The 25446-nt window shown below is 51.6% G+C and carries 22 protein-coding genes; 20 read left to right on the top strand and 2 right to left on the bottom strand.

Features of this window, described 5'->3' with window-relative positions; all coding sequences use genetic code 11:
* Positions 1-17 precede the first annotated feature (17 nt).
* The 17 genes from GQE98_RS16860 (at position 18) to GQE98_RS16780 (ending at position 20118) form a co-directional block, all read left to right on the top strand.
* On the top strand, positions 18-239 hold the full coding sequence (locus GQE98_RS16860) for an acyl-CoA carboxylase biotin carboxyl carrier protein subunit (RefSeq protein ID WP_161316931.1): 222 nt from the start codon (positions 18-20) through the stop codon (positions 237-239).
* Complete coding sequence (locus tag GQE98_RS16855) at positions 221-1834, top strand: acyl-CoA carboxylase subunit beta (protein WP_161316929.1); 1614 nt, start codon at positions 221-223, stop codon at positions 1832-1834. Before GQE98_RS16860 ends, GQE98_RS16855 begins: the two co-directional genes overlap by 19 nt.
* A 75-nt stretch (positions 1835-1909) precedes the next feature.
* On the top strand, positions 1910-2890 hold the full coding sequence (locus GQE98_RS16850) for a TAXI family TRAP transporter solute-binding subunit (protein ID WP_161316927.1): 981 nt from the start codon (positions 1910-1912) through the stop codon (positions 2888-2890).
* A gap of 183 nt (positions 2891-3073) precedes the next feature.
* Positions 3074-5017 carry a TRAP transporter permease gene (locus GQE98_RS16845; RefSeq protein WP_161316925.1) on the top strand — a complete coding sequence of 648 codons (1944 nt, stop codon included), beginning with the start codon at positions 3074-3076 and terminating at the stop codon, positions 5015-5017.
* Positions 5018-5098: 81 nt separating this feature from the next.
* Positions 5099-6454: an acetyl-CoA carboxylase biotin carboxylase subunit gene (locus tag GQE98_RS16840; protein WP_161316923.1), complete on the top strand. Its 1356-nt coding sequence runs from the start codon at positions 5099-5101 to the stop codon at positions 6452-6454.
* Positions 6455-6691: 237 nt separating this feature from the next.
* Positions 6692-7693: a Bug family tripartite tricarboxylate transporter substrate binding protein gene (locus GQE98_RS16835; RefSeq protein ID WP_161316921.1), complete on the top strand. Its 1002-nt coding sequence runs from the start codon at positions 6692-6694 to the stop codon at positions 7691-7693.
* Between the two features lie 56 nt (positions 7694-7749).
* Positions 7750-9318 carry a tripartite tricarboxylate transporter permease gene (locus GQE98_RS16830; RefSeq protein ID WP_202526359.1) on the top strand — a complete coding sequence of 523 codons (1569 nt, stop codon included), beginning with the start codon at positions 7750-7752 and terminating at the stop codon, positions 9316-9318.
* Positions 9315-9833 carry a tripartite tricarboxylate transporter TctB family protein gene (locus GQE98_RS16825; RefSeq protein ID WP_161316919.1) on the top strand — a complete coding sequence of 173 codons (519 nt, stop codon included), beginning with the start codon at positions 9315-9317 and terminating at the stop codon, positions 9831-9833. Before GQE98_RS16830 ends, GQE98_RS16825 begins: the two co-directional genes overlap by 4 nt.
* A gap of 6 nt (positions 9834-9839) precedes the next feature.
* Positions 9840-10670, top strand: coding sequence for a sugar phosphate isomerase/epimerase family protein (locus GQE98_RS16820; RefSeq protein WP_161316917.1), 831 nt, complete (start codon positions 9840-9842; stop codon positions 10668-10670).
* Entirely contained in the window at positions 10667-12121 is a 1455-nt protein-coding gene (locus GQE98_RS16815) for an enolase-like domain-containing protein (RefSeq protein WP_161316915.1), read from the top strand. Before GQE98_RS16820 ends, GQE98_RS16815 begins: the two co-directional genes overlap by 4 nt.
* Positions 12118-13143: an NAD-dependent epimerase/dehydratase family protein gene (locus GQE98_RS16810; protein WP_161316913.1), complete on the top strand. Its 1026-nt coding sequence runs from the start codon at positions 12118-12120 to the stop codon at positions 13141-13143. The genes GQE98_RS16815 and GQE98_RS16810 overlap by 4 nt, the downstream gene beginning before the upstream one ends.
* A 6-nt stretch (positions 13144-13149) precedes the next feature.
* On the top strand, positions 13150-13824 hold the full coding sequence (locus tag GQE98_RS16805) for a TetR/AcrR family transcriptional regulator (RefSeq protein WP_161316911.1): 675 nt from the start codon (positions 13150-13152) through the stop codon (positions 13822-13824).
* 4 nt (positions 13825-13828) lie between these two features.
* Positions 13829-14887: a dihydrodipicolinate synthase family protein gene (locus GQE98_RS16800; protein WP_161316908.1), complete on the top strand. Its 1059-nt coding sequence runs from the start codon at positions 13829-13831 to the stop codon at positions 14885-14887.
* A 56-nt stretch (positions 14888-14943) separates the two neighbouring features.
* A complete protein-coding gene (locus GQE98_RS16795) occupies positions 14944-16095 on the top strand; it encodes a Gfo/Idh/MocA family protein (protein ID WP_161316906.1) in 1152 nt (383 codons plus the stop codon).
* Positions 16096-16099: 4 nt separating this feature from the next.
* Complete coding sequence (locus tag GQE98_RS16790; RefSeq protein ID WP_161316903.1) at positions 16100-17260, top strand: dihydrodipicolinate synthase family protein; 1161 nt, start codon at positions 16100-16102, stop codon at positions 17258-17260.
* Positions 17257-18099, top strand: coding sequence for a sugar phosphate isomerase/epimerase family protein (locus GQE98_RS16785; RefSeq protein WP_161316901.1), 843 nt, complete (start codon positions 17257-17259; stop codon positions 18097-18099). The genes GQE98_RS16790 and GQE98_RS16785 overlap by 4 nt, the downstream gene beginning before the upstream one ends.
* Positions 18100-18360: 261 nt before the next feature.
* Complete coding sequence (locus tag GQE98_RS16780; protein WP_161316899.1) at positions 18361-20118, top strand: phosphoenolpyruvate hydrolase family protein; 1758 nt, start codon at positions 18361-18363, stop codon at positions 20116-20118.
* Here the strand turns inward: GQE98_RS16780 and GQE98_RS16775 are convergent.
* Together GQE98_RS16775 and GQE98_RS16770 are read right to left on the bottom strand one after the other, a co-directional pair.
* On the bottom strand, positions 20110-20796 hold the full coding sequence (locus tag GQE98_RS16775; protein WP_161316897.1) for a hypothetical protein: 687 nt from the start codon (positions 20794-20796) through the stop codon (positions 20110-20112). The genes GQE98_RS16780 and GQE98_RS16775 overlap by 9 nt on opposite strands.
* 78 nt (positions 20797-20874) lie before the next feature.
* Entirely contained in the window at positions 20875-21537 is a 663-nt protein-coding gene (locus tag GQE98_RS16770; protein ID WP_161316895.1) for a FadR/GntR family transcriptional regulator, read from the bottom strand.
* A 543-nt stretch (positions 21538-22080) separates the two neighbouring features.
* On the opposite strand from GQE98_RS16770, the gene GQE98_RS16765 reads away from it, so the two are divergent.
* The 3 genes from GQE98_RS16765 to GQE98_RS16755 are packed head-to-tail and all read left to right on the top strand — an operon-like array spanning position 22081 to position 25435.
* A complete protein-coding gene (locus GQE98_RS16765) occupies positions 22081-23091 on the top strand; it encodes a branched-chain amino acid ABC transporter permease (RefSeq protein ID WP_161316893.1) in 1011 nt (336 codons plus the stop codon).
* Positions 23092-23094: 3 nt separating this feature from the next.
* Positions 23095-24165 carry a branched-chain amino acid ABC transporter permease gene (locus tag GQE98_RS16760; protein WP_161316891.1) on the top strand — a complete coding sequence of 357 codons (1071 nt, stop codon included), beginning with the start codon at positions 23095-23097 and terminating at the stop codon, positions 24163-24165.
* Positions 24166-24187: 22 nt separating this feature from the next.
* Positions 24188-25435 (top strand): ABC transporter substrate-binding protein, encoded by a 1248-nt coding sequence (locus tag GQE98_RS16755; RefSeq protein ID WP_161316889.1) that lies wholly within the window; start codon positions 24188-24190, stop codon positions 25433-25435.
* Positions 25436-25446 lie beyond the last annotated feature (11 nt).

Raw genomic sequence — 25446 nt, 5'->3', positions numbered from 1 at the left:
TATTTGGAGACGCGTAAATGACAATAACAAATGTTACGTCCGAAGTAATTGGTTCAGTCTGGAAAGTGGAAATGAATGTGGGGGATGCCGTCAAGGCTGGCGATACTATCATGATCCTGGAATCCATGAAGATGGAAATCCCGGTTGAAGCGCCGGTTGATGGCAAATTGGCCGAATTCATGGTGCAGCCCGAGGATTCAATTGATGAGGATCAGGTGTTATGCACGATCGAGAGCTAAAATCGGAAAGTGACGAAGATAGTAAAAAGTCTGCAGAGACGCCGATTAATGAAGAGTTGTACTTCCGTCGGGTTTCTGCCCTGGAAATGGGCGGAAAGGAAGCCGTTGAACGTCAGCATTCGAATGGTCGATTGACGGTTCGAGAGCGCTTCAAGGAGTTAACGGACAGCGAGAGTTTTCGCGAAGTCGGTACGCTTGGCGGTTCCGGCGAGTATGATGAAAACAATAAACTGGTTAAGGTCACACCCGCACCCTATGTTGCGGGAATGGCCCGGATAAATGGGCGCACTGTTGCTATCGGCGGTGAGGATTTCACTGTTCGCGGTGGCACGACTTTTGGGGCCGCACGCCGCAAAGGCGGGCAGGGCGGGTTTATTGAAGACCTGGCCCATTATTATAAAATTCCTCTGGTCAACCTCATTGACGGGGCCGGAGGAACGGTAACTTCAGCCAAGCGACGCGGTTATGTCGCGTTTCCGGGTGTGCATGGATTTGAACGCTCGGTTCAGCTGTTGGGTGAAGTGCCTGTCGTCTCCGCTGTGTTGGGAACTGCTGCCGGGGGGCCAGCGGGACGCGCAATTCTGTCGCACTTTTCGGTTATGGTTCGGGGCACGAGCCAGATTTTTGCAGCCGGGCCACCGGTTGTGAAAAGATCGCTGGGGCGCGACATAGATAAGGAAGAACTTGGCGGGGCTGCGACTGCGGTCGACAAGGCAGGAACGATCCATAATGCGGCAGATACTGAGGAAGAGGCGCTCGATCAGATCCGTCGATTCCTTAGTTATATGCCGCAGAATGTTTGGGAATTGCCGCCGGTCATCCCCTGCGATGATCCGGTGGATCGATGCGAGACGGCGCTCCGCGATATCGTGCCAGAAAAGCGCACACAGCCCTACAGCATGCATGATCTGATCGAATTGGTTGTGGATAAAGACTCGAGCTTCGAGATTCAGCCGACAAACGGCAAGTCGGTCATAACCACTCTTGCGCGGCTTGACGGTCGCGTGGTTGGTATCGTTGCGAACAACCCGAAATTCTATTCGGGGGCCATGGATGCCTCTTCTGCCCATAAGCAGATCCGCTTTATGGAACTTTGCGACACTTTTCATATTCCGCTGGTGTTCCTTGTCGATGTGCCGGGGTTCATGGTCGGGTTGAAGGCGGAGCAAGAGGCGACATTGCGCGAAGGAATGCGCGCCGTCTATGTGGCGGGCCAGCTCACTGTTCCGACCCTCACGCTGGTTATCCGTAAATGCTATGGGATGGCTGGAATGGCGACCTGCAATAAGAATGATATCGATTTGAAACTAAGTTGGCCTAGTGGGGAGTGGGGTTCCCTGCCGGTGGAAGGCGGGGTTGCTGCCGCATTCCGTCGGGATATAGCGAATTCCGACGATCCGAAGGCGCGTGAAAAAGAACTTGAAGCGGAACTCAGGGCCTATGCCTCACCGTTCCGAACAGCAGAAGCGTTTGCGGTTGAAGAGATAATCGATCCAAGCGAAACCCGTCCAATCCTTTGTGAGTATATCGCACTCGCAGAAAGTCGGCTCAGAGCCAATCTTGGCCCAAAAAGGAAGGCGGGCGTTTCACCCTAGAGGGTGCCATATCGTTGCCGTTACTTGGAGGTGTTCGGCAGCGATTCTTGACGATTTTTGAGGGAGGTAACTAAAATGATAATTCGTAACAGTATCGCGGCCGCTTGCGCCGTATTCATGCTTGCAGGCGGGGCAAATGCCGCCGACCGGATAGCGTTTGGGACAACAGCGCTTAAATCAGTGCATTACACATATGCGGCTTCAGCTGCAAAAGCCATAAATGAAAAATCAGGTGATACAGTAGATATTACCGTCATTTCGACAGGTGGGGCCGTTGATAATCTGAAGCGTATCGGTCAGGGCCAAATCAATATGGGACTTGGCACCTACGCCACAATCTACCAGGCCTATAAAGGCATTGGTAAATTCGAAGGCAATGCCATGCCCACTCTGCGCGGCCTTTGGGTGCATGCCCCGGCTTTGCAGGCCTGGGTGGTTCGGGAGGATTCCGGAATAACGTCAATCTCCGAGCTGGCAGGTAAGGAATTCACCCCCGGCCAGCGTGGTTCCGCGACCGAACAACTCGCCATCCAGATGCTGGAAGCGGTCGATGTAAAGCCGGAACTGTATCGCGCCAGTCTGGCGGATGCCGTCGCGGCAGTGAAGGACAACCGCTCCAACGGCTATGTGAAGGCGGGCGGTACGGCTGTTCTGGACGGAACAACGCTTGAATTGATGGCGTTTACACCGATTAAGTTGCTTGGCTTTACCGATGATGAAGTGGGAAAGGTAAAAGAGAAATTCCCGTTCATCAACTTCCAGAAGTATAAAGACAATGAAGTTGAAGGCTTTCCCGCCTTTACTTCGCCTGTTCAGGTAATTGGCCAGTTCGCACTCGCCGATAGCTTAACGGATGAGCAGGTGATCGCCATTCTGGAAGGGGTAGTCGATAATCCGGGTCCTCAAGTGGCGGCATTCCCGTCGTTTGGCAAGCTAGATGTTATGCAGGATTCCTTGAACCTGATTACAATCCCACTTCATAGCGGTGCGGTAAAGTTCTATCGCTCCCGTGGTCTCGAAGTGCCAGAACGCCTTATCCCACCGGAAATGAAATAAGCGTTTAGGTATTGTTGCTATGTGTCCGGCGCATGAATAGCGCGTCGGACACCTCCGCATAACGGTACAAATATTGTCTTATGTAGCAAACTTTAAAAAGCCGAAGCTGACTTAGATTCTAAAATGTCAGTAATAAAAAATATCCAATTATCAGCTCAAAATTAACGGCAGGGATCCAGGTAAATGAGCTCGGGAGAAATATTGAAAACAGAAGGCGAGGATAGTGGCTTCGATACCATGCCCCGGCTTTATCAGCCCCTGATGTGGGTATTGTGTATGGCACTCGTCTTCTTCCAGATCTACACCGCTGGATTTGGACAATTTCCGCCTTTGTCCCAACGTGCCGTTCATGTCGGGTTGGGCCTTGCCATTGTATTTCTGGGATTCGTCAGATTTTACAGCCATGCCGACGGGCATCAAAAGCTTGCGCGTATTAGCGATGTCGTGTTCGCCGCTCTTGCCATCGCCGCGACCGTTTACATCCTGACCCAGGAAATAAGAATAACAGAATCTTTTAATCTCGCAGTGCAGCCACTGGATATGGCATTGGGAACTATTCTGACCATAATACTGCTTGTCGCTGCTTGGCGAACAACAGGGCCAGCACTTCCTGTTCTTGCCATTGTCATGCTGCTCTATACGCTGTTTGGTCAGTATATCCCCGGCACATGGGGGCATCCGGGTTTTGATTTTCAATATGTAATCGAACATCTGTATCTCGGTACAGAAGGTATCTGGGGGACTGTTACGGGCCTTTCCGCAAATCTTATCGCTATTTTTATCATTTTCGGCGCGTTTCTGATGGCTACGGGAGCTGCCCAGACCTTTATGGATATGGCCCTTATTGCCGCCGGTCGGTTTCCGGGCGGCGCGGCAAAGGTTGCAACGGTTTCCAGTGCCCTTTTTGGAATGTTGAACGGCGCGGCCGTTGCCAACGTCGCAAGCACTGGTGCCTTCACAATTCCGGCAATGAAACGCCTTGGCTATAAATCAAGTTTTGCCGGGGCTGTTGAGGCAACAGCTTCCTCCGGGGGCCAGATTACACCGCCCATTATGGGAGCGGGCGCTTTCGTCATGGCTGAACTTCTCTCAGTTCCTTATCTGGACATTGTGTATGCGGCCATTATACCGGCGTTCTTATTCTATGCCTGTGTCTGGATGTCAATCGACGTGGAAGCGCGCCGCGAAGATATGCGATCTTTCGATGAAACGGAACTTCCTACGCGAAAGGAAGTCCTCGCTCTTGGTCGTATCGGGCCGCTAGTGGTTACGCTTGCTGTTTTGCTGTTCAGCATGTTTTCGGGGAACACCCCCACACTTGCTGCCTTTTATGCAATTTGTACAAATGTCGGGCTTTACCTGCTGATTGGCATTTTCCATGGAAAAGACATAAAGCAGAGAATTCTAAACCTGCAAAAAGCGGTTATAGCTGCCGCGTTTGGCATTACCGGAATTCTTGCCTTGCTGGTAACAGCACAAGTAGCGTTGTCACTAATTGGGTTGACGGGTTCTGGTATCAAGCTTTCGGAAATGATCGTCAGTATTGGTGATGGACAATTATTCATCGGTGTTCTGCTGTCAATGGCCGTGGCGTTAATTCTGGGGATGGGAATGCCAACTACCGCGGCCTATCTTCTTGCAGCTGCGGTCGCTGCGCCGGCGCTGATCAGTCTTGATGTTGATCCTTTGGTTGCCCATTTCGTTGTGTTCTACTCGGCTTTGCTGTCGGCCTTAACACCGCCCGTTTGTACTGCTGTCTTCACGGCGGCGGTGATTGCCAAAACAGACTGGTGGTCTGTTTCACTTGTATCAATCCGCCTCGCTTTGATGAAGTATCTGATGCCATTGTTTTTCGTGTTTCGTCCGGCGGTATTGCTGGAAGCGAGTGCGATTGAAATTGTATGGTCGCTTGTTATGGGGCTTGTCGCATCGATGTTGCTCGCGATTGGTGGGGGGCGGTTCTACCGCCAGCGAATATCACTCCCGATTGCCCTGTTCCTTGGCGTTATCGGGGCCTTGGTTGCTGCAAATCAATGGTGGATGGACGTTATCGCCATCTTGGTGCTTACGTTGGTCGTAGTGACACAGCGCAGAGCTGTATGGCTTGGTAAAAAAGCGAAAATCTAATAGTCTATAAATGACGTTACTTTGCGTTGAACTGGAACATGAGCTTTCGATAATAAAAATAGAAATAAGTGAAAGAAAACAATGACACCCGTTGAGAAATTGCTGATTGCCAATCGAGGCGAAATTGCCTGCCGTATTATTCGTACCTGTAAAATTATGGGGATACCTACCGTTGCTGTGCATTCAGAGGCAGACCGCGATTCCCTCCATGTTAAAATGGCGGACGAGGCTTTTGAAATCGGTCCGCCTCCGGTAAATGAAAGTTACCTAGATATAAAGGCAATCCTCAATGTGATGAAGGAAAGCGGGGCAAATGCGGTTCATCCGGGTTATGGGTTGCTTGCTGAAAATGCGGGATTTGCACGCGAGGTCCAGCAGGCGGGTTACATCTGGATAGGGCCCGCTCCCGCAACGATTGATACCATGGGCGACAAGGAAAGGGCGCGCGAGCTCGCCATCAGCCTGGATGTGCCAGTGCTTCCCGGAAGTGGCCGTTTCCAGCCTGAAGATGGGAGCGACCCCTCAGGGATTGCGGAGAAAATTGGTTATCCATTGCTGGTGAAAGCAGCCGCCGGGGGCGGGGGGATCGGTATGCGCGCTGTTCCGTCAGCCGAGAAGCTGGCGGGCCAGATTGAGACGACGCAGAAGTTGGCCGCGCGAATTTTTGGGGATTCCTCCGTATTTCTTGAGCGATATGTTCCTAACGCCCGCCATGTAGAAGTACAGGTTTTTGGCTTTGGCAATGGGGAGGGCATTCATCTCTTCGACAGGGACTGCACGATTCAGCGCCGCTTTCAGAAGATTATTGAAGAAGCCCCGGCGCCGGCACTTTCGGGGGAACTTCGCGCACGTATGCAGAAAGCAGCGTTGACGCTTGTCCAGCATCAATCCTATCTCGGGGCAGGAACCGTCGAGTTTATCTATGATTGTGACCGGGACGATTTCTACTTCCTTGAAATGAATACGCGTATTCAGGTGGAACATGCGGTTACCGAAATGGTTTCCGGGATTGATTTGGTCCGTTGCCAGATTGAAGCAGCGAGTGGAAAATTTTCATCGGCCAAGCAGGAAGAAATAGTGATAAGCGGGCATGCTATTGAGTGCCGCATATATGCAGAGCGGCCTGAGAAAAAATTCATGCCGTCTCCGGGAACACTTACGACACTTGAATTTCCCGAACAAACTGAAGACTTGCGTATTGATACAGGGGTCGTACAGGGCGATAAAATTACACCATACTATGACCCCATGATTGCAAAAATTATTACTTCCGGCAGAGATAGGTCCGCCGCAATTGCCAGAATGCAAAAAGCACTCTCGGAAACAAGAATTGAGGGCCTCGGCAATAATCTCGCTTTCCTGCTTGAGGTATTGGCAGACCCTGACTTCGGGAATGTGAATATCACAACCAACTATATTGACAGGTTGCAGAAGTAGCGAAGCCTCACAAGTGAGCGATCGGTGGATAGCGGGCAATTGCAGCGGCTGTGATTCGGGGTATGCCGCCATTTTCCACGTATTTCTAGTGGGGGTCACGGGCTTTTCTGCGGTCTGCATCCTTTGTATTTCATCATGATAATGCCCTTAAAAATAGGAACTTGACAAATTTATCGAATTTTCAATATCTTCCCATAAGTATCCAGCAGGTTACTTATTCCTACAGGGAGATGAAAAATGAAAAAAATCATATCAATGGTTGCTGCCCTGGCTATGTTTGCCATGCCCGCAACAGCAGAAGAGTATTCTTGGAAGCCGGATAAGCCGGTTACAATCATTGTTCCATGGTCCGCTGGTGGATCGACGGACAGTGTTACACGTGTTCTCGCAGGTGAACTCGAAGAAGCCCTTGGCCAGACGGTTGTTATTGTCAATCAGCCGGGCGCTGCGGGCTCCGTTGGAACGTCGAACGCCTGGCAGGCAGATCATGATGGCCTGACCTGGGCTGCGGGCGCTGCAATTGACGTCGGTGCGTATCAGGTGCTTGGAATGCTGGATGTTCCAGCAACTGACTGGCAGATGTACTTGCACATTGCCAACGTCGCCGTGGTTGGTGCAAATCCTGATTCAGGATACAAGGATTTTGGCGATGTACTCGCGGCAATGAAATCAGACCCAAGTAGTGTTTCCGTTGCGACAGCCGGTGTGACTTCCGGTGGCCATAATGCCATGGAGTCGATCGCTCAGACCGCTGGCGGCGAATACAAGCATGTCAGCTATGATGGTGGTAAACCAGCCGTCCTGGCTGCGGTATCCGGTGAAACAAAGCTCACGACCCAGCTTGCATCAGAGCAGGCGGAAATGATTCGTGCCGGCCGGCTGGTACCGCTTGCCGTGCTTGCTGATAAACCGCTGGTTATCGAAGGCTATGGAGAAATTCCGTCCATCAAGCAATGGGTGCCGGATATCAAGACCGCGAATAACTATTTTGGTATTTGGACACCAGCAGATGTTCCTGCCAATGTAATCGAAACCATGGATAAGATTTGGGCAAATGCCATTGCCAATTCCAAGGCGATGGCGGAATACGCTGCTAACCGCGGTGCAATTCTTGATCCGTCTTCCGGCGAAGCAGCACAGGCGGCGATTAAGCCGGCTCTGACACAGAACGTCTTCCTGCTATTTGATGGCGGCAAGACAAAGAATGATCCGACGAAGTACGGTTTCACACGCGAGTAGCGTTTGACAATTTAGTAGCTCCCTTGACGTAAATTGCGTCAAGGGAGTGCTTAAACTTGTCTGTTAGCCTTGCCAGACGCAGGGCCCTGGATCAGGAAAGTGATTTCATGGACGGCCTCATTTCCTTTGCAAACTCTGTTGGCGCCATTCTTACGAGCTGGTCGGCCCTTGATGTTGTATGGGCAACCTTGCTCGGCATCATCGTTGGCATGTTACCTGGCCTGACTGCCACACTCGGGGTTGCCCTTCTAACGACTTTAACATTCAAGATGGAGGCGGATCAGGCGATCCTTATCTTGATCTGCATGTATGTCGGCGCGATCTATGGTGGAAGCCGGAGCGCGATCCTGCTGAACATTCCCGGCACGCCTGCAAATGCCGCAACCGCCCTAGATGGCTTTCCGCTGGCCAGAGCAGGCAAAGCGGGGTCGGCGATGGCTGTTGCGACAACCGGTTCCGTATTCGGCGGCATGATCGGAATGGTGGCACTTGCCGTTATCGCGCCGGTCCTCGCAGAATTTGCGCTTTCTTTTGGCGCTTTCGAATTTTTCTGGCTGGCCGTATTTGGCGTCCTTATTTCAGGTCAGCTCACGTCACTGGATGATCCGATCAAAGGCTGGATTGCAGGATTCCTTGGCCTCTTTGTTGCGACCATCGGACAGGAAGGCATATATGCTGTGCCACGTTTCTCTTATGGTTCCACCGACCTGGCTGGGGGGATAGGATTGCTCCCGGCTATGGTGGGGGCGTTTGGTCTTGCAGAAATTCTGACGGTTATGCGTCAGGAAGCGTTTGAGGCAGTCCGGTCAAAAGCAGATAGCGTCTGGGCTGGAATTCGAGAAGCCTATAAATATAAATTCACGGCAATACGCTCAGGTCTCATCGGTACCCTGATGGGACTGATCCCTGGCGTTGGCGAAGATATGGGATCATGGGCGTCTTACGCAGCGGCAAGGCAGTCGTCCAAAAACAAAGATGAATTCGGTAAAGGCTCTGTCGAAGGGTTGCTCGCCGCAGAGTCTGGTAATAACGCGGCTGTTCCAGGCGCACTCATTCCGGTTTTGACCTTGGCTGTTCCGGGATCGGCGCCGGCGGCTGTATTGCTGGCCGCAATGGTTATTCATGGTATTCGCCCCGGTCCGCTGATCATGATTGAATCGCCGGGGTTTGTGTATTCTGTTGTGGCGATGGTCTTTCTGGCAACTATTGCCATGGGCGTTCTGGGCTTGCTCCTGACACGGCCACTTGTTCTCGTGCTTAAGGTAACAAGGGAACGGCTGATGCCTATCATCTTTGTCCTTTGTACTGTGGGTGCCTTTGCGATTGCCAGCCGGACTTTCGATGTCTGGGTAATGCTGTTCTTTGGAATTTTTGGTTTTATACTCAGAGAGCTGAAATATCCGATGGCGCCGCTTATTTTGGGCATTGTGCTCGGCGACATACTTGATAAGAGCCTGAGGCGTGGCCTGGTCTTGTCTGATGGCGATCTTGTCCAATTCTTTAATCGCCCCATAAGCATGGTGCTCTGGATTTCTGCATTGTTGTTTATTCTGCTGACGATGCCATCTGTACGCCGGCTGCTAAACCGCATTTTCAAGCGATCAACAAAGGGAGAGGCCAAATGAGCCAATCTTCCATGAATAAGGCGGATTTTATATCCTCGATTGTTCTAACAGTCTTTGGCATCGGGGTGGTTGTGGAAAGTTTGCGCCTTCCAAGGCTCGAAAACCTTAATGTTAATTCATATACAGTACCAGGGATAGTGCCCGGCTTTCTTGGTCTGTTCCTGGCTCTGGCTGGCCTGGCTATTTTGATCCGCTCCATTAAACGTGGCGGTTGGAGAATAAGGCCGAGTATAGAAGGTTCACTTCGTTGGCTCGGTACCAGTATGGTCATGCGAACTGCCGTAACTATCGTCATCACGATGGTTTATGCGATCCTGTTGTTTCCAAATGTACCGTTCTGGATCGCGACGCCGATTTTCATATTTGCTTTTGTTGTTGCAACGGAATCAATGAAATACGGCGGGCTGCCGGACCGAAAAAAGCTACTAACCGCGCTGGTACTTGCCATTATCTCTGGCATCCTCATCAATTACGTTTTTCAGGACTTGTTTTTTGTCCGTCTGCCAGGAGGCTGATCCGATATGCTATTGAGTTTATGTAATGAAGTGCTGCGAGATTATCCATTTCCGGACCAATGCAGGATAGCTGCCGCGCTGGGTTATCAGGGACTGGAGGTCGCTCCCTTTACGCTGGGGGACGATCCTATGGCGTTGACGGATGCCGATGCCGCAGAGTGCAAACGCATTGCCGAGGACCATGGCCTAAAAATAACAGGACTTCATTGGTTATTGGTTGCGCCCGAGGGATTGTCAATCACGACAGATGATAAAGACCTGCAGGCTAAGACGTTGTCACTGATAGAGCATTTGATTTCGCTCTGTACCGTCATGGACGGATCGGTACTTGTCCATGGTTCGCCGGCACAGCGCCTGTTGTCACACGCTTCATCCCCCGAGGCGGCGCGTGAAAATGCGATGGATTGCTTTGGCAGGGTGGCAAGCTGGGCACAGGCAGCGGGAGTAACCTACTGCATTGAGCCGCTTAGCCCGAACCAGACGGATTTTATCAACACTGTTGAAGAGGGTGCAGAGATCGTCACCGCGGTTAATTCTCCTGCCTTCAAGACAATGATTGATACAGCCTCGGCTGGACTTGCGGAGAAGGAGACAGTTGACGCCCTCATTCGCAAATGGTGGCCGAGTGGGAAGATTGGCCATATTCAGGTCAATGATACGAACCAGCGGGCGCCAGGCCAGGGCGATAACGAATTCACCCCCATATTTCAGGCATTGAAAGACGTTGGGCACGATGGAATCGTTGCCGTTGAGCCATTTGTCTATGAACCAGATGGCGCCACGACTGCAGCCTTTGCGGCAGGTTATATCCGCGGCGTAATGGAGACATTAGTATGACTATTCCAAAACTCCGTCTTGTTGAAAGTCGTGTTGTTGTAAGGAATGCCTTCACCCGGCTTCCCTTCCGATTTGGTGTGGTGACCATGGAAGCGGCACCTGTCGGAATATTGCAGGTTGAAGTAGAGTTCGAAGGCGGTGCGCGTGCCTTGGGCGTCGCCAGTGATTTTCTTGCATATAAATGGTTTGATAAGTCACCGGAAAAGACACCCGCGGATAACGTCGCAGATTTGTTGCAAGCAATCCGTGATGCCCGCGCTGTATACTCGGAGGCAGGATTTGGAACCCCTTATGGGTTATGGCTTTCAACCCGTGCAGAAATAGAAGCCAAATCACTTGCACGTGGTTTCAATCGGCTGGGGGCATCCTTCGCAAGCTCAATGATGGAGCGGGCCATTATCGATGCTGTCGGTCGCCATAGCGGGCAGACTTTTGATCAGATGGTGCGTAACAATAGTTTGTCTATTGAGCCGGGAGCGCTGCTTGAAGAAGTGGGGTACGAGGATATCCTGGGCGCGTTGCCAAATCGCCCGCTTGATCATGTTGCGCTTCGGCATACCGTTGGTTTGGTTGATCCTATCTCTGCCGCAGATAAGGAAGATGATGCGCCAAATGACGGATTCCCTGTCACGTTGGAGGAATATCTCGCGATCGATAAGATCGGGTATCTGAAAGTCAAGGTTGGCGGCCAGATCGAGGAGGATATCGATCGCCTGACGCAAATTGCGGAAGTCGTGAAGGCCGCGAGCCAGCCAATCCAGATGACCTTCGATGGGAATGAGCAGTATAAAAACCTTGAGGATTTTGTCGCGCTTGTGGAACGGATCAAATCGACACCGGAGCTGAATTCCTTGTGGAAATCCGTCCTGTTCATAGAGCAGCCCTTGCATCGGGATGTCGCCATGGCCGCTCCGTTACCCTCAGCCGCAGTTTCGGCAATTGGCAAACCCTTGTTGATTGATGAGGCGGATGGGTGGGCGGAAGCTTTCTATGATGCCATCGAGCTTGGATATGAAGGTGTCAGCCATAAGAACTGTAAAGGTGTCTATCGTTCTTTGATTAATACCGGACTTGCGACTGTTCGTAACCGTACAACCGCTGACAAGCATTATTTCCTTTCGGCTGAAGACCTGACTAATCTGGCTGCTGTACCTTTACAGGCCGATCTTGCCGTTATTGCTACACTTGGCATTCCGCATGTTGAGCGCAACGGGCACCATTATTTCTGCGGCCTTGATCACCTGCCGGAAGCTGAATGGACCGCAGCCCTTTCCCATCATGCAGGGCTTTATGAACCACATGGAAAATCTGGTGCATTGCGTATCGACAAGGGAATGCTTGATTTGCGTTCGTTACAGGTGCCGGGTCTTGGCGTTGCGGACCACCCCGATCTGAACGATGGCGTGGCAGAGGAAGACTGGAAATTTGAGATGTTGGAGAAAAAGAAATGAGCGATCTGCCAGACCAATTTGAAGATGTAGCCGAGTTGGAAGAATTCATGACGCGGCCGCAAGAGGGGCTTGCTGAAGACTTGGCGAAAGCACCGGGGGCGATCACCATTCTTGGTATCGGCGGAAAAATGGGACCGACCCTTGCGCGCATGGCGAAACGCGTGGATCCCGACCGCAGAATTATCGGCGTTGCCAGGTTCTCGGACCCGGCCGTTCGCAAGGAACTGGAGGATTCTGGCATTGAGACGGTTGCCTGTGATCTTCTTGATGAGACGGCTGTGCGGAAACTTGAAGTCACCGAGAATGTGATTTTCATGGCCGGCATGAAATTTGGGGCATCCGGAAATGAGCCTCTCACCTGGGCCATGAATAGCCACGTGCCCGCAATCGTCGCTAGCCATTTTACGACAAGCCGGATCGTCGTGTTTTCTACGGCCTGTGTGTACCCTTTTGTTGATATACGTCATCAGGGGGCGACCGAAGATGTTTTGCCAACGCCGCAGGGGGAATATGCGAATTCCTGCGTCGGGCGGGAAAGAATTTTCCAGTATTTTTCGGGGAGACATAACACGCCGGGGCGTCTGTTCCGCCTGTCCTATGCAATCGATATGCGGTATGGCGTTTTACATGATGTTGCGCAGGCCGTGATGCGCGGTGAACCGGTTTCACTCGCGATGGGGCATGTGAACGTCATTTGGCAGGGAGATGCAAACGCCTATGCACTCCGTTGTCTTGCCCATGCTGATACGCCGATGACGCCAATCAACATCTCGGGTCCTGAGGTAACAAGTATTCGCTCAGTCGCACAGCTTTTCGCAAAGAGATTCAACAAGCCTGCTCTTTTTGAAGGTGAAGAAGGTGAGACAGCCTGGCTTGTCAATACCGATCAACAACAGCATTTATTCGGCTATCCGACGGTGCCATTAGCCAAGCTTATTGACTGGACGGCGGACTGGGTCGCACGCGGCCAGGAGAGTCTTGGTAAACCGACGCATTTCGAAGTAAATGACGGGAATTACTAATTAGCCATGGAAGCTTCCCAGCCACGCACCCGTAACCCTGAGCGTACCCGCAAGAGAATTCTTGATGCGGCGACGGTTGAGTTTACGAATAAGGGGATCGAAGGTGCAAGGACCGACGAGATCGCGCGGGCGGCGGGGGTTAGCAAACGCATGCTGTTTCACTATTTCAACAGTAAGGATGGTCTTTTCCAGGCTGTACTGGAAAAGATCTATCTCGATATCCGAAGTGCGGAGGAAAACCTGGACTTAACCGGGCGTGACCCGATTGCGGCCATGACAGAGTTATGCACGTTCAGTTTTGAATGGTTCGCCAAGCATCCAGAATTTATGGCCATCCTGAACGAAGAAAATCTTCATGGCGCCGTTCATGCGAAGACCAGTGACTCTGTTCTGACCCTTAATATGCCTTTGGTCGACATAATCTCGAAAGTGTTGAAAAAGGGAGAGCAGGAGGGATATTTTCGGCCGGATGTGGACCCCGTCGAGTTATATATCTCGATCGCAGGCGTTTCCTATCTCTACTTTTCGAACATGCATACCCTGTCAGAAATATTTGGTCGCGACCTGTCGTCACGTGAAGAGCTGGACAAGCGACGCAACCATGTTGTGGAGGTCATTCTCGGATATCTTTGCCATCCGGAAACACAACCGTCCGTACCCAACGTCAAATCAAGGAAATAAAGTGATGCGAATTGATGATATTCCGGAAAAAACCTTGGCTGCCTTCCGCCGCGGCGGTGTTATCCCGGCACAACCGCTTGCGCTAAATAGTAAAAGGGAACTTGACGTCCGGCGGCAGCGCGCCCTCAGCCGCTATTATCTGGATGCTGGGTCCGTTGGTATTGCAGTGGGAGTACATACAACACAGTTCTCCATCCGCGATGTTGGGCTTTATGAACCGGTCCTGCGTCTCGCTGCGGAAGAGGCGGAAAACTGGGTGGAGAGAACGCCCTTTATGGTTGCCGGGGTCGTTGGCAAGACGGAGCAAGCGGTTTCGGAAGCGAAAATAGCGAAATCGCTCGGCTATCAGGCCATTCTCTTGGGCTTGGCCGCACTCAATAACGCAAGTGTTGATGAATTGGTGGCGCATTGCCGAAAAGTGGCCGATGTCATGCCGGTCATCGGGTTCTATTTGCAGCCAGCTGTGGGCGGTCGCAATCTTCCATATGAATTCTGGAAAAGATTTGCTGAAATAGAGAATGTCGTTGGAATTAAGCTTGCCCCGTTCAACCGTTACAAAACTCTTGATGTCGTCCGTGGTGTTGCGGATGCCGGGGCAAAAGACCGCATCACCCTTTATACCGGCAATGACGATCATATCGTCGGTGATCTCATAACGCCGTTTCCCGTGCAGATTAACGGTAAGCCGGAAACCATTAACATCGTTGGTGGATTGCTCGGTCACTGGTCAGTCTGGACCCGAAAAGCCGTAGAGTTGATTGAGGAAATTTCCGCTGTGCGGGGCAATGAGAAACTAGCCGCAACATGGTGGACTCGCGACGCGGCAGTAACCGATAGCAACGGTGCCTTCTTTGATGCGGCGAACGACTATGTTGGGGTTATTGCAGGACTGCATGAAGTATTACGGCGACAAGGCCTACTGGAAGGAATTTGGTGTCTCGACCCGGAAGAGGATCTTGGGCCGGGACAGCTTGCAGAAATTGATCGTGTTTATAGATCATACCCTGAATTGAATGACGATGACTTTGTCCGGGAAAATCTCGAAAGATGGCTCGCGGACTAATGAATAAAACCGTATCGAAATCACGAAACCCAATTGAATAGACTGAAAGGAAAGTTTTGATGGAACGCAGAATTGGTATCATCATGCATGGTGTAACAGGCAGAATGGGGATGAACCAACATCTGATCCGTTCCATCCTGGAAATTCGCGCGGAAAAGGGCATGCCTCTGCCCAATGGTGACAGGCTAATGCCCGATCCCATTCTGGTCGGACGTAACGCAGCAAAGGTTGAACATCTGGCAAAAGAGCATGGTATTGAACGCTGGACAGATAACCTTGATGAAGCGCTTGCTAATCCTGATGACACGATCTTTTTTGACGCGGGCTCCACGCAAATGCGGGCAGAGCTTCTAAAAAAGGCGATTGCCGCCGGCAAGCATGTCTATTGCGAGAAACCGATTGCAGAAGATCTTGACATTGCCCTTGATCTTGCCCGCACGGCTGAGGCTGCTGGTGTGAAAAACGGAGCGGTCCAGGACAAGCTCTGGCTACCGGGCCTGCTGAAACTCAAGCAGGCGATTGATAATGGTGCCCTTGGCCGTATCCTGGATGTCCGTATTGATTTTGGTTACTGGGTCTTTGAAGGTGATTGGACGCCGGCACAGCGGCCATCCTGGAACTACCGCAAAGAAGACGGTGGCGGGGTAATCCTCGATATGATGTGCCATTGGCGCTACGTCATTGACAATCTTTTTGGCGATGTCAGCTCGGTTGTGTGCCGTGGGGCTATTCATATTCCAGAACGCTGGGATGAGAATGGCGAACGCTATGATGCCACGGCCGACGATGCGGCCTATGCGATTGTTGAGCTTAAAAATGGCGCGATAGTCCAGATTGCCAGCAGCTGGTGCACCCGTGTCCGCCGCGATGATCTGGTAACTTTCCATGTCAATGGGACGCTTGGTTCTGCCGTTGCAGGCCTGACCGACTGCCGTATTCAGACACGCGAAGCTACGCCAAAACCTATCTGGAACCCAGATGAGAAGCAGGCCATGGATTTCTTCGATGACTGGCAGATGATCCCGGATCGGGAAGCGTTCAACAACGCGTTCAAGGCGCAATGGGAGTTATTCCTGAAGCATGTCGTTCTCGATACACCCTTCCGCTGGACATTGCTTGAGGCTTGTAAAGGTGTGCAGTTCGCGGAACTTGCCCTAAAGAGCTGGGACGAGAAGCGGTTTGTTGACGTTCCAGCATTGGAGAAATAGGTCGATGCAAAGTTTGATCCTACCGACAAGTGATGGAAAGACCGAGCGCTACAGTTTAACTGGAGTTCCCGTGCGTCCAACGGGAAAATCCAGTGAACGAAGCCGTATTGCTTACGCAGCTGCACATGTTGTTGCAGATCCGTTCGTGGATAATGACCCTTGGCTAACACCTGCGATCGACTGGGATCGGACGATCGCCTATCGGCGTCACCTTTGGGATCTTGGGTTTGGTGTTGCCGAGGCAATGGATACGGCCCAACGCGGCGGTGGATTGCATTGGGCAGAAAGCCTCGACCTGATCCGCCATGCGATGGAGGCAGCCGGACCAGAAGACAAAATTGCCTGTGGTTGCGGAACTGACCACCTCGATCCTGCGGATGCGCGCACTCTTGATGATGTTATCGCCGCATATGAACAACAGATCGAGGCAATAGAAAAGCTCGGTGGCAAGCTGATCCTGATGGCAAGCCGGGCGTTGACGAAGGTTGCAAAAGGACCGGAGGACTACGCAAAAGTTTACGACCGGTTGCTCTCTCAGGTCCGAGAGCCTGTGATGATCCATTGGCTGGGGGATATGTTCGATCCGGCGCTCAAGGGCTATTGGGGGACTGAAGATCTCGACGCCGCGATGGAAACATGTCTTGGTATTCTTGAAAATAATGCTGCAAAGGTGGAAGGGATTAAAATCTCCCTCCTTGACGACCAGAAAGAGGTAAAGATGCGGCGGGTGCTGCCCGAAGGGGTTAGCATGTACACGGGGGATGATTTCAATTACCCATCGCTGATCAAGGGCGATGAGCAGGGGTTTAGTCATGCACTCCTTGGTATATTTGATGTCATCGCGCCTGTTGCGGCGGCGGCACTTGGTCATCTGGCGGCAGATGAGATTGCGGAATATGACCGCTTGTTTGCGCCGACAGTCCCGCTTTCCCGCCATATCTTCAAAGCGCCGACAAATTTTTACAAAACCGGCGTTGTCTTCATGGCCTATCTTAATGGACACCAGGATCATTTCACGATGATCGGCGGTCAGGAAAGTGCGCGTTCAACACAGCATTTGGCCGAACTTTTCCGGTTGGCCGACACGGCTGGATTGTTTGCCGATCCTGATATGGCTGCGGCGCGTTGTGCGGCCGTGATGAACGTTAGAGGGATTGCGCAATGAGTTATCCGCGGCCCATAACTGATCACTCACGCCTGTCGATTAATACGGCAACGACACGTGTGCAATGGAATCTATCACAGGCAATCGATGGTTATGCGCGGGCGGGCGTCGGCGGGATTTCCCCTTGGCGGGACCAAATCGCGGAAATGGGCCTCGCCAAGGCAGCAAAAGCGATTAAAGAGGCGGACCTGACCGTTAGCGGTGTCTGCCGCGGCGGCATGTTTCCTTGGTCAGATGCGCAAGGTCGGGTTGCTATGCTCGACGATAACCGCCAGGCAATAGAGGAAGCAGCAACGCTGAATGCGCAATGTCTTGTGTTAGTCGTGGGCGGGCTGCCCGCCGGATCGAAAGATCTGGCCGGCGCCCATGCAATGGTTGAGGAAGCCATATCGGTACTACTGCCCGAAGCGCGCGCGGCGGGGGTACCTCTCGCGATAGAGCCGTTGCATCCGATGTATGCGGCGGATCGCGCCTGTGTAAATACCATGCGGCATGCCCTCGATATTTGTGAGCGTGCAGGCGAGGGGATTGGGGTCGCGGTTGATGTTTATCATGTCTGGTGGGATACGGAACTACAAAGCCAGATAAAACGGGCGGGAAAGGAACGATTACTCGCCTTTCATATCTGCGACTGGCTTGTCCCAACCCGGGATCTGCTGACGGATCGCGGCATGATGGGCGATGGTGTGATTGATATCCCGCTATTGCGCGGATGGGTCGAGGAAGCAGGCTTCGATGGGTTGAACGAAGTCGAGATTTTTTCCGAGCTCGATTGGTGGAAGCGCGACCCGGAAGAGGTAGTGAAAATCTGTAAGGAACGTTCACTGACAGTCGTTTAAGAGAAACCGTAAAGCCGTATAAATTCTTGAATTTCTTGGATCCCTATATCGTATTAAGACCCAGCCCGTTTTATAACCTGCCAATAGGCCTATACCGGTGAGGTTATGGGAAGAATTTGTTGGTATGCGGGAGATAAATGGCGCGACAAATTCTGTTATGCGTGCATGATCATGTGTTCACGCATCCTTTTTTAGCTGTTTGGTTGCGACATAAAAAAACCATATGGTGTGGATTGAGTCGTCAATCTAGGAACATATTTTTTGCTGACAAGAGAACTGAATTCCGGATTTTTGATAGGTGCGGCCATCGGCTCAGGCAGCAATGCGCTCGCGGTTGAGCGTGGCGGCGCGGATTTCCTGCTTGCAATAAACGCCGGCCGTTTGCGGAATATGGGCGTACCATCGATTGCGAGCATGTTACCGGTTCTGGATGCCAATGCGCTGACGGAAGATTTCGCCCGGGAGGAGTTACTTGCATTATGTCGCAAGCCTGTTCTTATCGGCGTGAATGTCTGGGGACGTGAGTTTGAACCCGCGGCCCAGGCGGTGGCAATAGCTGAAGCTGGTTTCGCGGGTGCCGTCAACTTCCCGAGTTGTATGCATTATTCACGGCCAATGCAGCAGATTTTATCACGGGCCGGTCGGGGTATTGAACAGGAAGTTGCGTTGCTCAAAGCAGTTCAGGATGCGGGCATGATGTCGATGTTTTATTGTTCATCACGGACGCAGGCACGGCTGGCAGCGGATGCAGGGCTGGATCTTGTTTGCCTCAATATTGGCTGGAACGTTGGTGGCGCGGTGGGTCACCGCAGCCGCTCGACAATTGAAGAAGTTGCGATGGAGGCACGGGAGATTGGCCGCTTGATAAAGCGCATCAATCCAAATACACGTTTTCTGCTAGAAGGCGGCCCGATAGCAGCGCCCGAGGATTTATCCCGTGTGCTGAGCCTCGCACCTCTTGATGGGTATGTTGGTGGTTCCACAATTGATAGATTGCCCCTGGAATCCTCCGTTGCCAGTATGATCGATGGGTTTCGCCAGGCGAGCATGCGCCCGACAAGATTGGATAGAGAAAGCCACGATCTGGTTAATTGGTCCAAGCAGTATGGCTTTGTTGGTCAGTCCGAGAGCCACGTCGCCATGCTGCGAAGGCTGAGGGCGTTGTCGACAGCGCGCGATCCGATTTTGATTGTAGCAGAACCCGGCCAGGATTCATTGCCGGCCGTTCGCGCGTTAGGTGCTATCAAGGCCAGAAGCCGATCCCTCAACATGATTCAGATTGATGTTGCCGAGCAGGGCCTGCCGGCACGTGCGCGTAATGTATTGTTCGGGCATCGGGATTCTAGCGCCACACGGCCACCGGTTCTTGCAGATCCGGCTGTTGAGATCGTCGTCATTCATGCGCCGGAGCGGTTGACTCAGGCGCTTCAGCGGCGTCTCGCTCGCGCTTTGAAGGATGGAATATTTCGAATGGCGGGGTCTCGGCGTTCATTGAAAATCGAGCCTCGAATTGTGTTGTTATGTAATTTTTATGTTGGGGAAGAGACGTCGGGTGAAGACTTGCTTGGCGCGGGTTTGGACCCGGAACTCTCATCCTATATGGCAGGGTGGACGTTGCACTTACCACCTCTCAGAGACCGGGTTTCTGATCTAGCACTTCTGATAGAGGGAAAAAAGGCGAAGAATGAACCATTAATTCAGAACCAACTTGAGTTCTCGACGGCCGCATTGCAAAAGCTACAGGCCCATGACTGGCCGGGCAACGAAGCTGAGCTTTACACAATATTGGGACGTCTTGCCGGGCGTCCTTCGAGTCTACCGGTACAGCCTGATGAATTGGTGCCGTTATTACAATCAGCGACAACCGTTGGACAGCAGCAAAATGGGCGTTCGGAGAAGGATTTAATTATTGACGCGCTATGGCGGAACGGCTTTAGCAGGTCAAAAGCAGCTGGCGCTCTCGGGATATCGCGTAAAACACTTTATAATAAAATAAAAAAGTTTGGCCTGTCAGGCTGAGGCAAGCGATACCAGTTCCGGGCGGCATATAAGGCCATCCAAGGTATCCGGCCATTGGCGCTCGTGGCATAGTTCACTGGTTTCCCCCAAACCTAACAAAACTCCGGACCAGCCAGCGTCCCGTAAAGCGAGGGATACTTCCTGCGTCACTGTTCCGCGCTGGTGCAAGGACGGAAACCCGGCGGCAAAGTCAGCAACGCGTGGTATGACGATGACCACTTCTGGTTTGATTTCAGACATCTGGACTGCACCCGCTACATCTGAAACGACAGCAGCGATCCGGAATTCTTGTGACCGCAACCGCGCGAGTACATCCCGTTCCCGGCGAATGTCCAACCCGACATCCGACAATTGCTGTGAGAAATCGACGTCCTGCTGTTCTGTGCTGGGTAAATTTGTAATCCATTTAACCCCCGCTGCTGATAGGCGCTTTTCCTCGCGTGCGAGGTTTAGTAAAGGATCAGCAAGAAACAGCCCAAGCATAGACCCATTGCATATCTGAGGTGTGCCAACGATTGCATCGATTAATTGCCTTGGCCCATTGTTTGTTGGTAATAGTAAACCGACTTCGTTTGGTAGGTTTTCATGGCGAAGTTGTGGGGCAACGGTCAGGACAGCGGCGGGAATATCCACCATTTCTGTTTTTTTCTCCGATCTTGGAACAATACGCCAAGTCATTACTTCTATCATGCTCCAACCCCACTAATTTCAGGCAGACTAATGGTTATGCCATCGGATATTGCCAGATTGACCTGTTTAAATTAGCATATCGTCCCGCACGCCCGTAAGATGTTCACGCATTAATCGCTGACTATCGACGGCATCACGACGTTCAATAGCTCTTACCAGGTTCTTATGCTGGATAGAATATCGCCGCCGCCTCTGGTCGTTAAGGGTGGCTTCTTTCAGCCGGCCCCAGACGGCGTGTTCCCTTATCGCGTTGACCGCATTGAAGAGGGCCAGCAACAAAGTATTCCGTGCGGCTTCTGCAATGGCCCGATGTAAAGCTCCGTCCCACATTTCATAATCTGCAGTATCCTGAGCCATGTCTCCTTTCTCAAGGCACTGTTTCATAAAATCAATATCGTTAACCGTTGCGCGATGCGCTGCGAGGTCGGCAATTTGCGGTTCTATGATAAGACGGACTTCCATGACTTCTGCTGGATTTGTCAAATCGGCGGGGAGGGGGAATACCTCGGTATTCTCAGGTGGGCGTTTGCCGACAAAAGTACCCCTTCCGACATGACGCCAGATTTCTCCCTCGGCTTCAAGAGTCCCAAGAGCGGCCCGAAGGGTTGAACGGGAGACTTGCAACTCAGTCGCAAGATCCCTTTCGGATGGCAATTTTGCCTGAGGAGCGAAATAGGACGTGCGGATCAAATTTCGTAATTTAGTCACAGTTAAAATTTTAGAGGACATGTTGGATGATTCTCTAGTGTTGCGATAATTAGTTCATATTAACATACCAATTTTAAAAATGGTATGCACGGGATTAAAAGTCAATTAATTGAAATATAATCAAAAATTTAAATTTCTTAAAAAAATTTGACACCAATTTTCAAAATTGGATTGGTAGCGCGAGAGAATATTGGATGGAAATGGAAGTTTTTAGAAATAGAGAGTTGTAGGTGCAGTTTAGAGGGTTATCGTTCACTTATGCGAGATAATTGAAAGACCATAATCAACGATACATCGCACTGATTCACTTTTTTATTAAAAAAATTACCCATTTTTACACAATAACTGAAAAATAGCATATTGCCCGTCCAGACAGAACTAAGGCAGTGTTTAATAAACAAAGGCGATAACGCCACTCAGCGAAATGAGCAACATACCGCTGCTATTCGCAAAAGGGAAAACAGGGAGTGCGCTTTTTTTAAAAGCGTAGCGGGATTGAAAATTGATGCACCGGATTGACAGATCCTATAGCGATCTATGGACAAATTCTGGATGGCGAGGGTTATGAGAAACTTCGTCGAACGCCATACCTTCTGGGCGATTGTCCTGTTATTGGTCGTCGCGCTATTTCTTCTGATGATCTTCGCGGTCTGGCCGGATTGGCTGGTAGAGGCAATGGGCCGAAAGAAAACTTTCGTGAATACATTGCTGAACGGTATTACGCTTGGAGGCTTATACTTTCTGGTCGCGAGCGGGTTTACTTTGATTTTCGGTCTAATGCGAAATGTCAATCTGGCCCATGGGTCAATGTATCTTCTTGGTGCCTATATTGGCTATGAAGTTGCCGACAGAACAGGTAACTGGTTCCTGGGACTTGCCGTCGCTTTTGTTGCCGTGGCTTTAAGTGGCATCCTGCTTCAGGTTCTGATTTTCCGCCGGATGGCAGATGATGATCTGCGGCAGACTTTGGTCACTATCGGCATTTCGATTATTGCGGCAGATGCCATGCTGGCAATCTGGACCGGGACGACTTATCAGTTTTCACCACCTGATTGGTTGTTCGGCGCAACAACCCTTCCAGTCGTATCAGTGGTCAAATCATCTGGCGCGGCCGTTTACATAAAATATCCTGTCTTCCGGCTGGTTGTGCTGGCCATTGCTGTTGCTGTTGGTATCGGGCTCTGGGTTTTCCTGAACCGGACACGCATTGGCATGATGATCCGCGCCGGTGTTAATGACCGGGAAATGTTGTCGGCATCGGGTGTGAATGTGCAGCTGGTTTTTGTTTTAGTGTTCGCAATCGGCGCCGGGCTTGCCGGGTTCGCTGGTGTGATCGGCGGAACCGCACTCTCTGTAGCCCCGGGGGAGGATATCCGGTATCTGCTGGCATCACTGGTCGTGGTTATTGTTGGTGGCCTTGGGTCAATATCTGGCGCGGCAATCGGCGCTTTGATTATCGGTCTCGCCGAGCAATTCGGGCTTGCATACTTTCCAACCTATGGTGTGGTTTTGACATTCCTGATTATGGTTGTGGTGCTTGCCGTGCGGCCTCAGGGCCTGATGGGAGGGCGTTGATACATGGATTCCCGAGGTCTTTTTTCTGGCTCATTTTCTATCAAGGACGTTCATCCGGCCATCCTGATCACAGCTGTCTTCCTTGTTGCCTACCCAAGTTTCGCCACGGATTTCTTTATATTCCAGATTGGCGCCTATTCGCTCATCCTTGGAACGATTGCCTTGTCACTCATGATGCTTGCGGGCTATGGCGGAATGGTTAGTCTCGCGCAGCTTACCGTTGCTGGCCTCGCGGCCTATTTGATGGCGATCCTTGGGGATAACAGCATGGGCGTAATGGGGCTTGGCTGGCCCTGGTGGTTGACAGTTATCGTTTCGGTTCTGGGTGCTGCTCTTTTTAGCACATTCATTGGCGCTGTCTCTGTGCGGACAGAGGGGATCTATACCATTATGATCACGCTCGCCGTCGCCGTCGCCTTTTTCTATTTTGTCCGACAAAACTATGTGTTGTTTAATGGCTTCACTGGATTTGCCGGTGTCGAACCGCCGACGCTATTCGGGATTTACTGGCGTGATCCAGTGCCATTTTACTATTTGACTCTCACAGTTGCGGTAGGGTTTTTCGGCGCCGTTTACTATTGCGCACGATCGACGTTTGGCCTGGCGTTGCAGGCAATACGCGATAATCCGCGGCGCATGAGGGCGCTCGGGTTCAATGTTACACTTCATCGGATTGTAGCCTATTTCTTTGCCGGCGTTATCGCTGGCTTCGCGGGAGTCTTGCTCGTCTGGTTTAATGGCCGGGTGTCGCCCGGAACCATAGGTGTCGACGTCGCGATTGATATCCTGGTTATTGCGGTCGTTGGCGGGTTGCGTCATCCGGTTGGGCCGTTTCTTGGGGCAATTGCCTTTGTACTACTTGAAAATTTTGCCATCGACCTGATCGACAGGGAGCGCTTCAATATGGTGATAGGCACCGCATTTTTGCTCGTTGTTCTGTTCTCACCGGATGGCTTACTCGGACTTTGGAACCGTTTCCGTGACAAGTTTCGGTTCAGAGGGAACGCGCTGCTGGGAGATGAGCGCGTCAGTAAGAATGATCCAACCAGTACCGGATCGCTGGAGAAAAACTGAATAACAGGAGGAAGTATCGGTTATGGGAAAACTAAAACATTTATTGGCGGCAACCGTAGCGTTGTCACTTGCCGGCCCTGCGGTTGCCGCAGCGGAAGACATCAAAATGGGTGCGCTTGCAACGCTTGAAGGAGCGTTTACGGCCCTTGGTGAGGACGGACTCCGCGGCGTTAAATTGGCGTTGGAGGAATTCGACTATATGGCTGGCGGTAAGAAGATTGAACTGATTACTGGTTCATCCGATGCCTCGCCGGATAGTGCTATTCGTGCGGTGCGAAAATTGGTGGAACAGGATAAAGTGCAGCTCGTTATCGGTCCGCTTTCCGGCTCAGAAGGTTTGGCTGTGAAGGATTATGCCAAAACGCAGCCAAATGTAACCTTCCTGAACGGCTCGTCCGCCGCGCAGGACACGACCTTACGTAGCCCGGCTGAAAACTTCTTCCGTTTCAATACGGAGGGTGCGCAGTGGATGGCTGGTCTCGGTGAGTACGCCTACAATGAGAAAGGCTACCGTAATGTTGCGGTCTTGGCGGAAGACTATTCTTTCCCTTATACGCAAGTGTTCGGCTTTCTGGAGCCATTTTGTCGTTTGGGTGGAAAGTCGGCGATTGATGCCCGTTTCTGGGTCCCTATCGGGAATAAGGATTACTCTTCAGTAATTGCCGCGTTACCGGATGATGTGGACGCGATCTTCGTTGCTCTTGGCGGTGCAGATGCGGTTAATTTCCTGACGCAGTATGAACAGTCTGGCGGTGATCTTCCCCTTATTGGCGGATCTATCACGGTTGACCAGTCTGTACTTGGCTCAAAAGGCAAGGCACGGAGTTTCGTTGTCGGCACACCTTCTGCCGGGCCGGTTTCTGACACATGGGATGACCCGCGTTGGAAGGAGTTCGTTGGCGCCTATCAGAAGGCTTTCCCGGACGGCTTTCCGTCCCCATCGCTTTTCGCCCATGCCTATTATGTGAATACGAAGGCTGCGTTGTTGGCGCTTAACGAAGTCAACGGCGATCTTTCCGATGGTGAGAAAAAATTCCGTGAGGCGCTTTCCAAACTGTCCTTTGAAACACCCACGGGTATGGTCAGTGTCGATGAACGGCGGAATGCTATCGCTGACATTTTCCTGACGGAGGTATCAGAAGGGCCGGATGGCAACCTGCTGAATAAAACCATCAAGGTTATACCACAGGTCAATCAGACCCTCGGTGTCTCATACGACAAGTTCTTGGAGTATGGGCAGGTCGGTCGTGAAAATCCAACTTGTGGCTAAGGAAAGCTAAC

The organism is Sneathiella litorea, assembly GCF_009882915.1.
Classification (GTDB): Bacteria; Pseudomonadota; Alphaproteobacteria; order Sneathiellales; family Sneathiellaceae; genus Sneathiella; species Sneathiella litorea.
This window is presented reverse-complemented; position numbering and strand designations above follow the sequence as displayed.

Bases quoted from the DNA above. Each gene is read 5' to 3' on its own strand.
- GQE98_RS16860 (WP_161316931.1), top strand. From the start codon at position 18: ATGACAATAACAAATGTTACGTCCGAAGTAATTGGTTCAGTCTGGAAA.
- GQE98_RS16855 (WP_161316929.1), top strand. From the start codon at position 221: ATGCACGATCGAGAGCTAAAATCGGAAAGTGACGAAGATAGTAAAAAG.
- GQE98_RS16850 (WP_161316927.1), top strand. From the start codon at position 1,910: ATGATAATTCGTAACAGTATCGCGGCCGCTTGCGCCGTATTCATGCTT.
- GQE98_RS16845 (WP_161316925.1), top strand. From the start codon at position 3,074: ATGAGCTCGGGAGAAATATTGAAAACAGAAGGCGAGGATAGTGGCTTC.
- GQE98_RS16840 (WP_161316923.1), top strand. From the start codon at position 5,099: ATGACACCCGTTGAGAAATTGCTGATTGCCAATCGAGGCGAAATTGCC.
- GQE98_RS16835 (WP_161316921.1), top strand. From the start codon at position 6,692: ATGAAAAAAATCATATCAATGGTTGCTGCCCTGGCTATGTTTGCCATG.
- GQE98_RS16825 (WP_161316919.1), top strand. From the start codon at position 9,315: ATGAGCCAATCTTCCATGAATAAGGCGGATTTTATATCCTCGATTGTT.
- GQE98_RS16820 (WP_161316917.1), top strand. From the start codon at position 9,840: ATGCTATTGAGTTTATGTAATGAAGTGCTGCGAGATTATCCATTTCCG.
- GQE98_RS16815 (WP_161316915.1), top strand. From the start codon at position 10,667: ATGACTATTCCAAAACTCCGTCTTGTTGAAAGTCGTGTTGTTGTAAGG.
- GQE98_RS16810 (WP_161316913.1), top strand. From the start codon at position 12,118: ATGAGCGATCTGCCAGACCAATTTGAAGATGTAGCCGAGTTGGAAGAA.
- GQE98_RS16805 (WP_161316911.1), top strand. From the start codon at position 13,150: ATGGAAGCTTCCCAGCCACGCACCCGTAACCCTGAGCGTACCCGCAAG.
- GQE98_RS16800 (WP_161316908.1), top strand. From the start codon at position 13,829: ATGCGAATTGATGATATTCCGGAAAAAACCTTGGCTGCCTTCCGCCGC.
- GQE98_RS16790 (WP_161316903.1), top strand. From the start codon at position 16,100: ATGCAAAGTTTGATCCTACCGACAAGTGATGGAAAGACCGAGCGCTAC.
- GQE98_RS16785 (WP_161316901.1), top strand. From the start codon at position 17,257: ATGAGTTATCCGCGGCCCATAACTGATCACTCACGCCTGTCGATTAAT.
- GQE98_RS16775 (WP_161316897.1), bottom strand. From the start codon at position 20,796: ATGACTTGGCGTATTGTTCCAAGATCGGAGAAAAAAACAGAAATGGTG.
- GQE98_RS16770 (WP_161316895.1), bottom strand. From the start codon at position 21,537: ATGTCCTCTAAAATTTTAACTGTGACTAAATTACGAAATTTGATCCGC.
- GQE98_RS16765 (WP_161316893.1), top strand. From the start codon at position 22,081: ATGAGAAACTTCGTCGAACGCCATACCTTCTGGGCGATTGTCCTGTTA.
- GQE98_RS16760 (WP_161316891.1), top strand. From the start codon at position 23,095: ATGGATTCCCGAGGTCTTTTTTCTGGCTCATTTTCTATCAAGGACGTT.
- GQE98_RS16755 (WP_161316889.1), top strand. From the start codon at position 24,188: ATGGGAAAACTAAAACATTTATTGGCGGCAACCGTAGCGTTGTCACTT.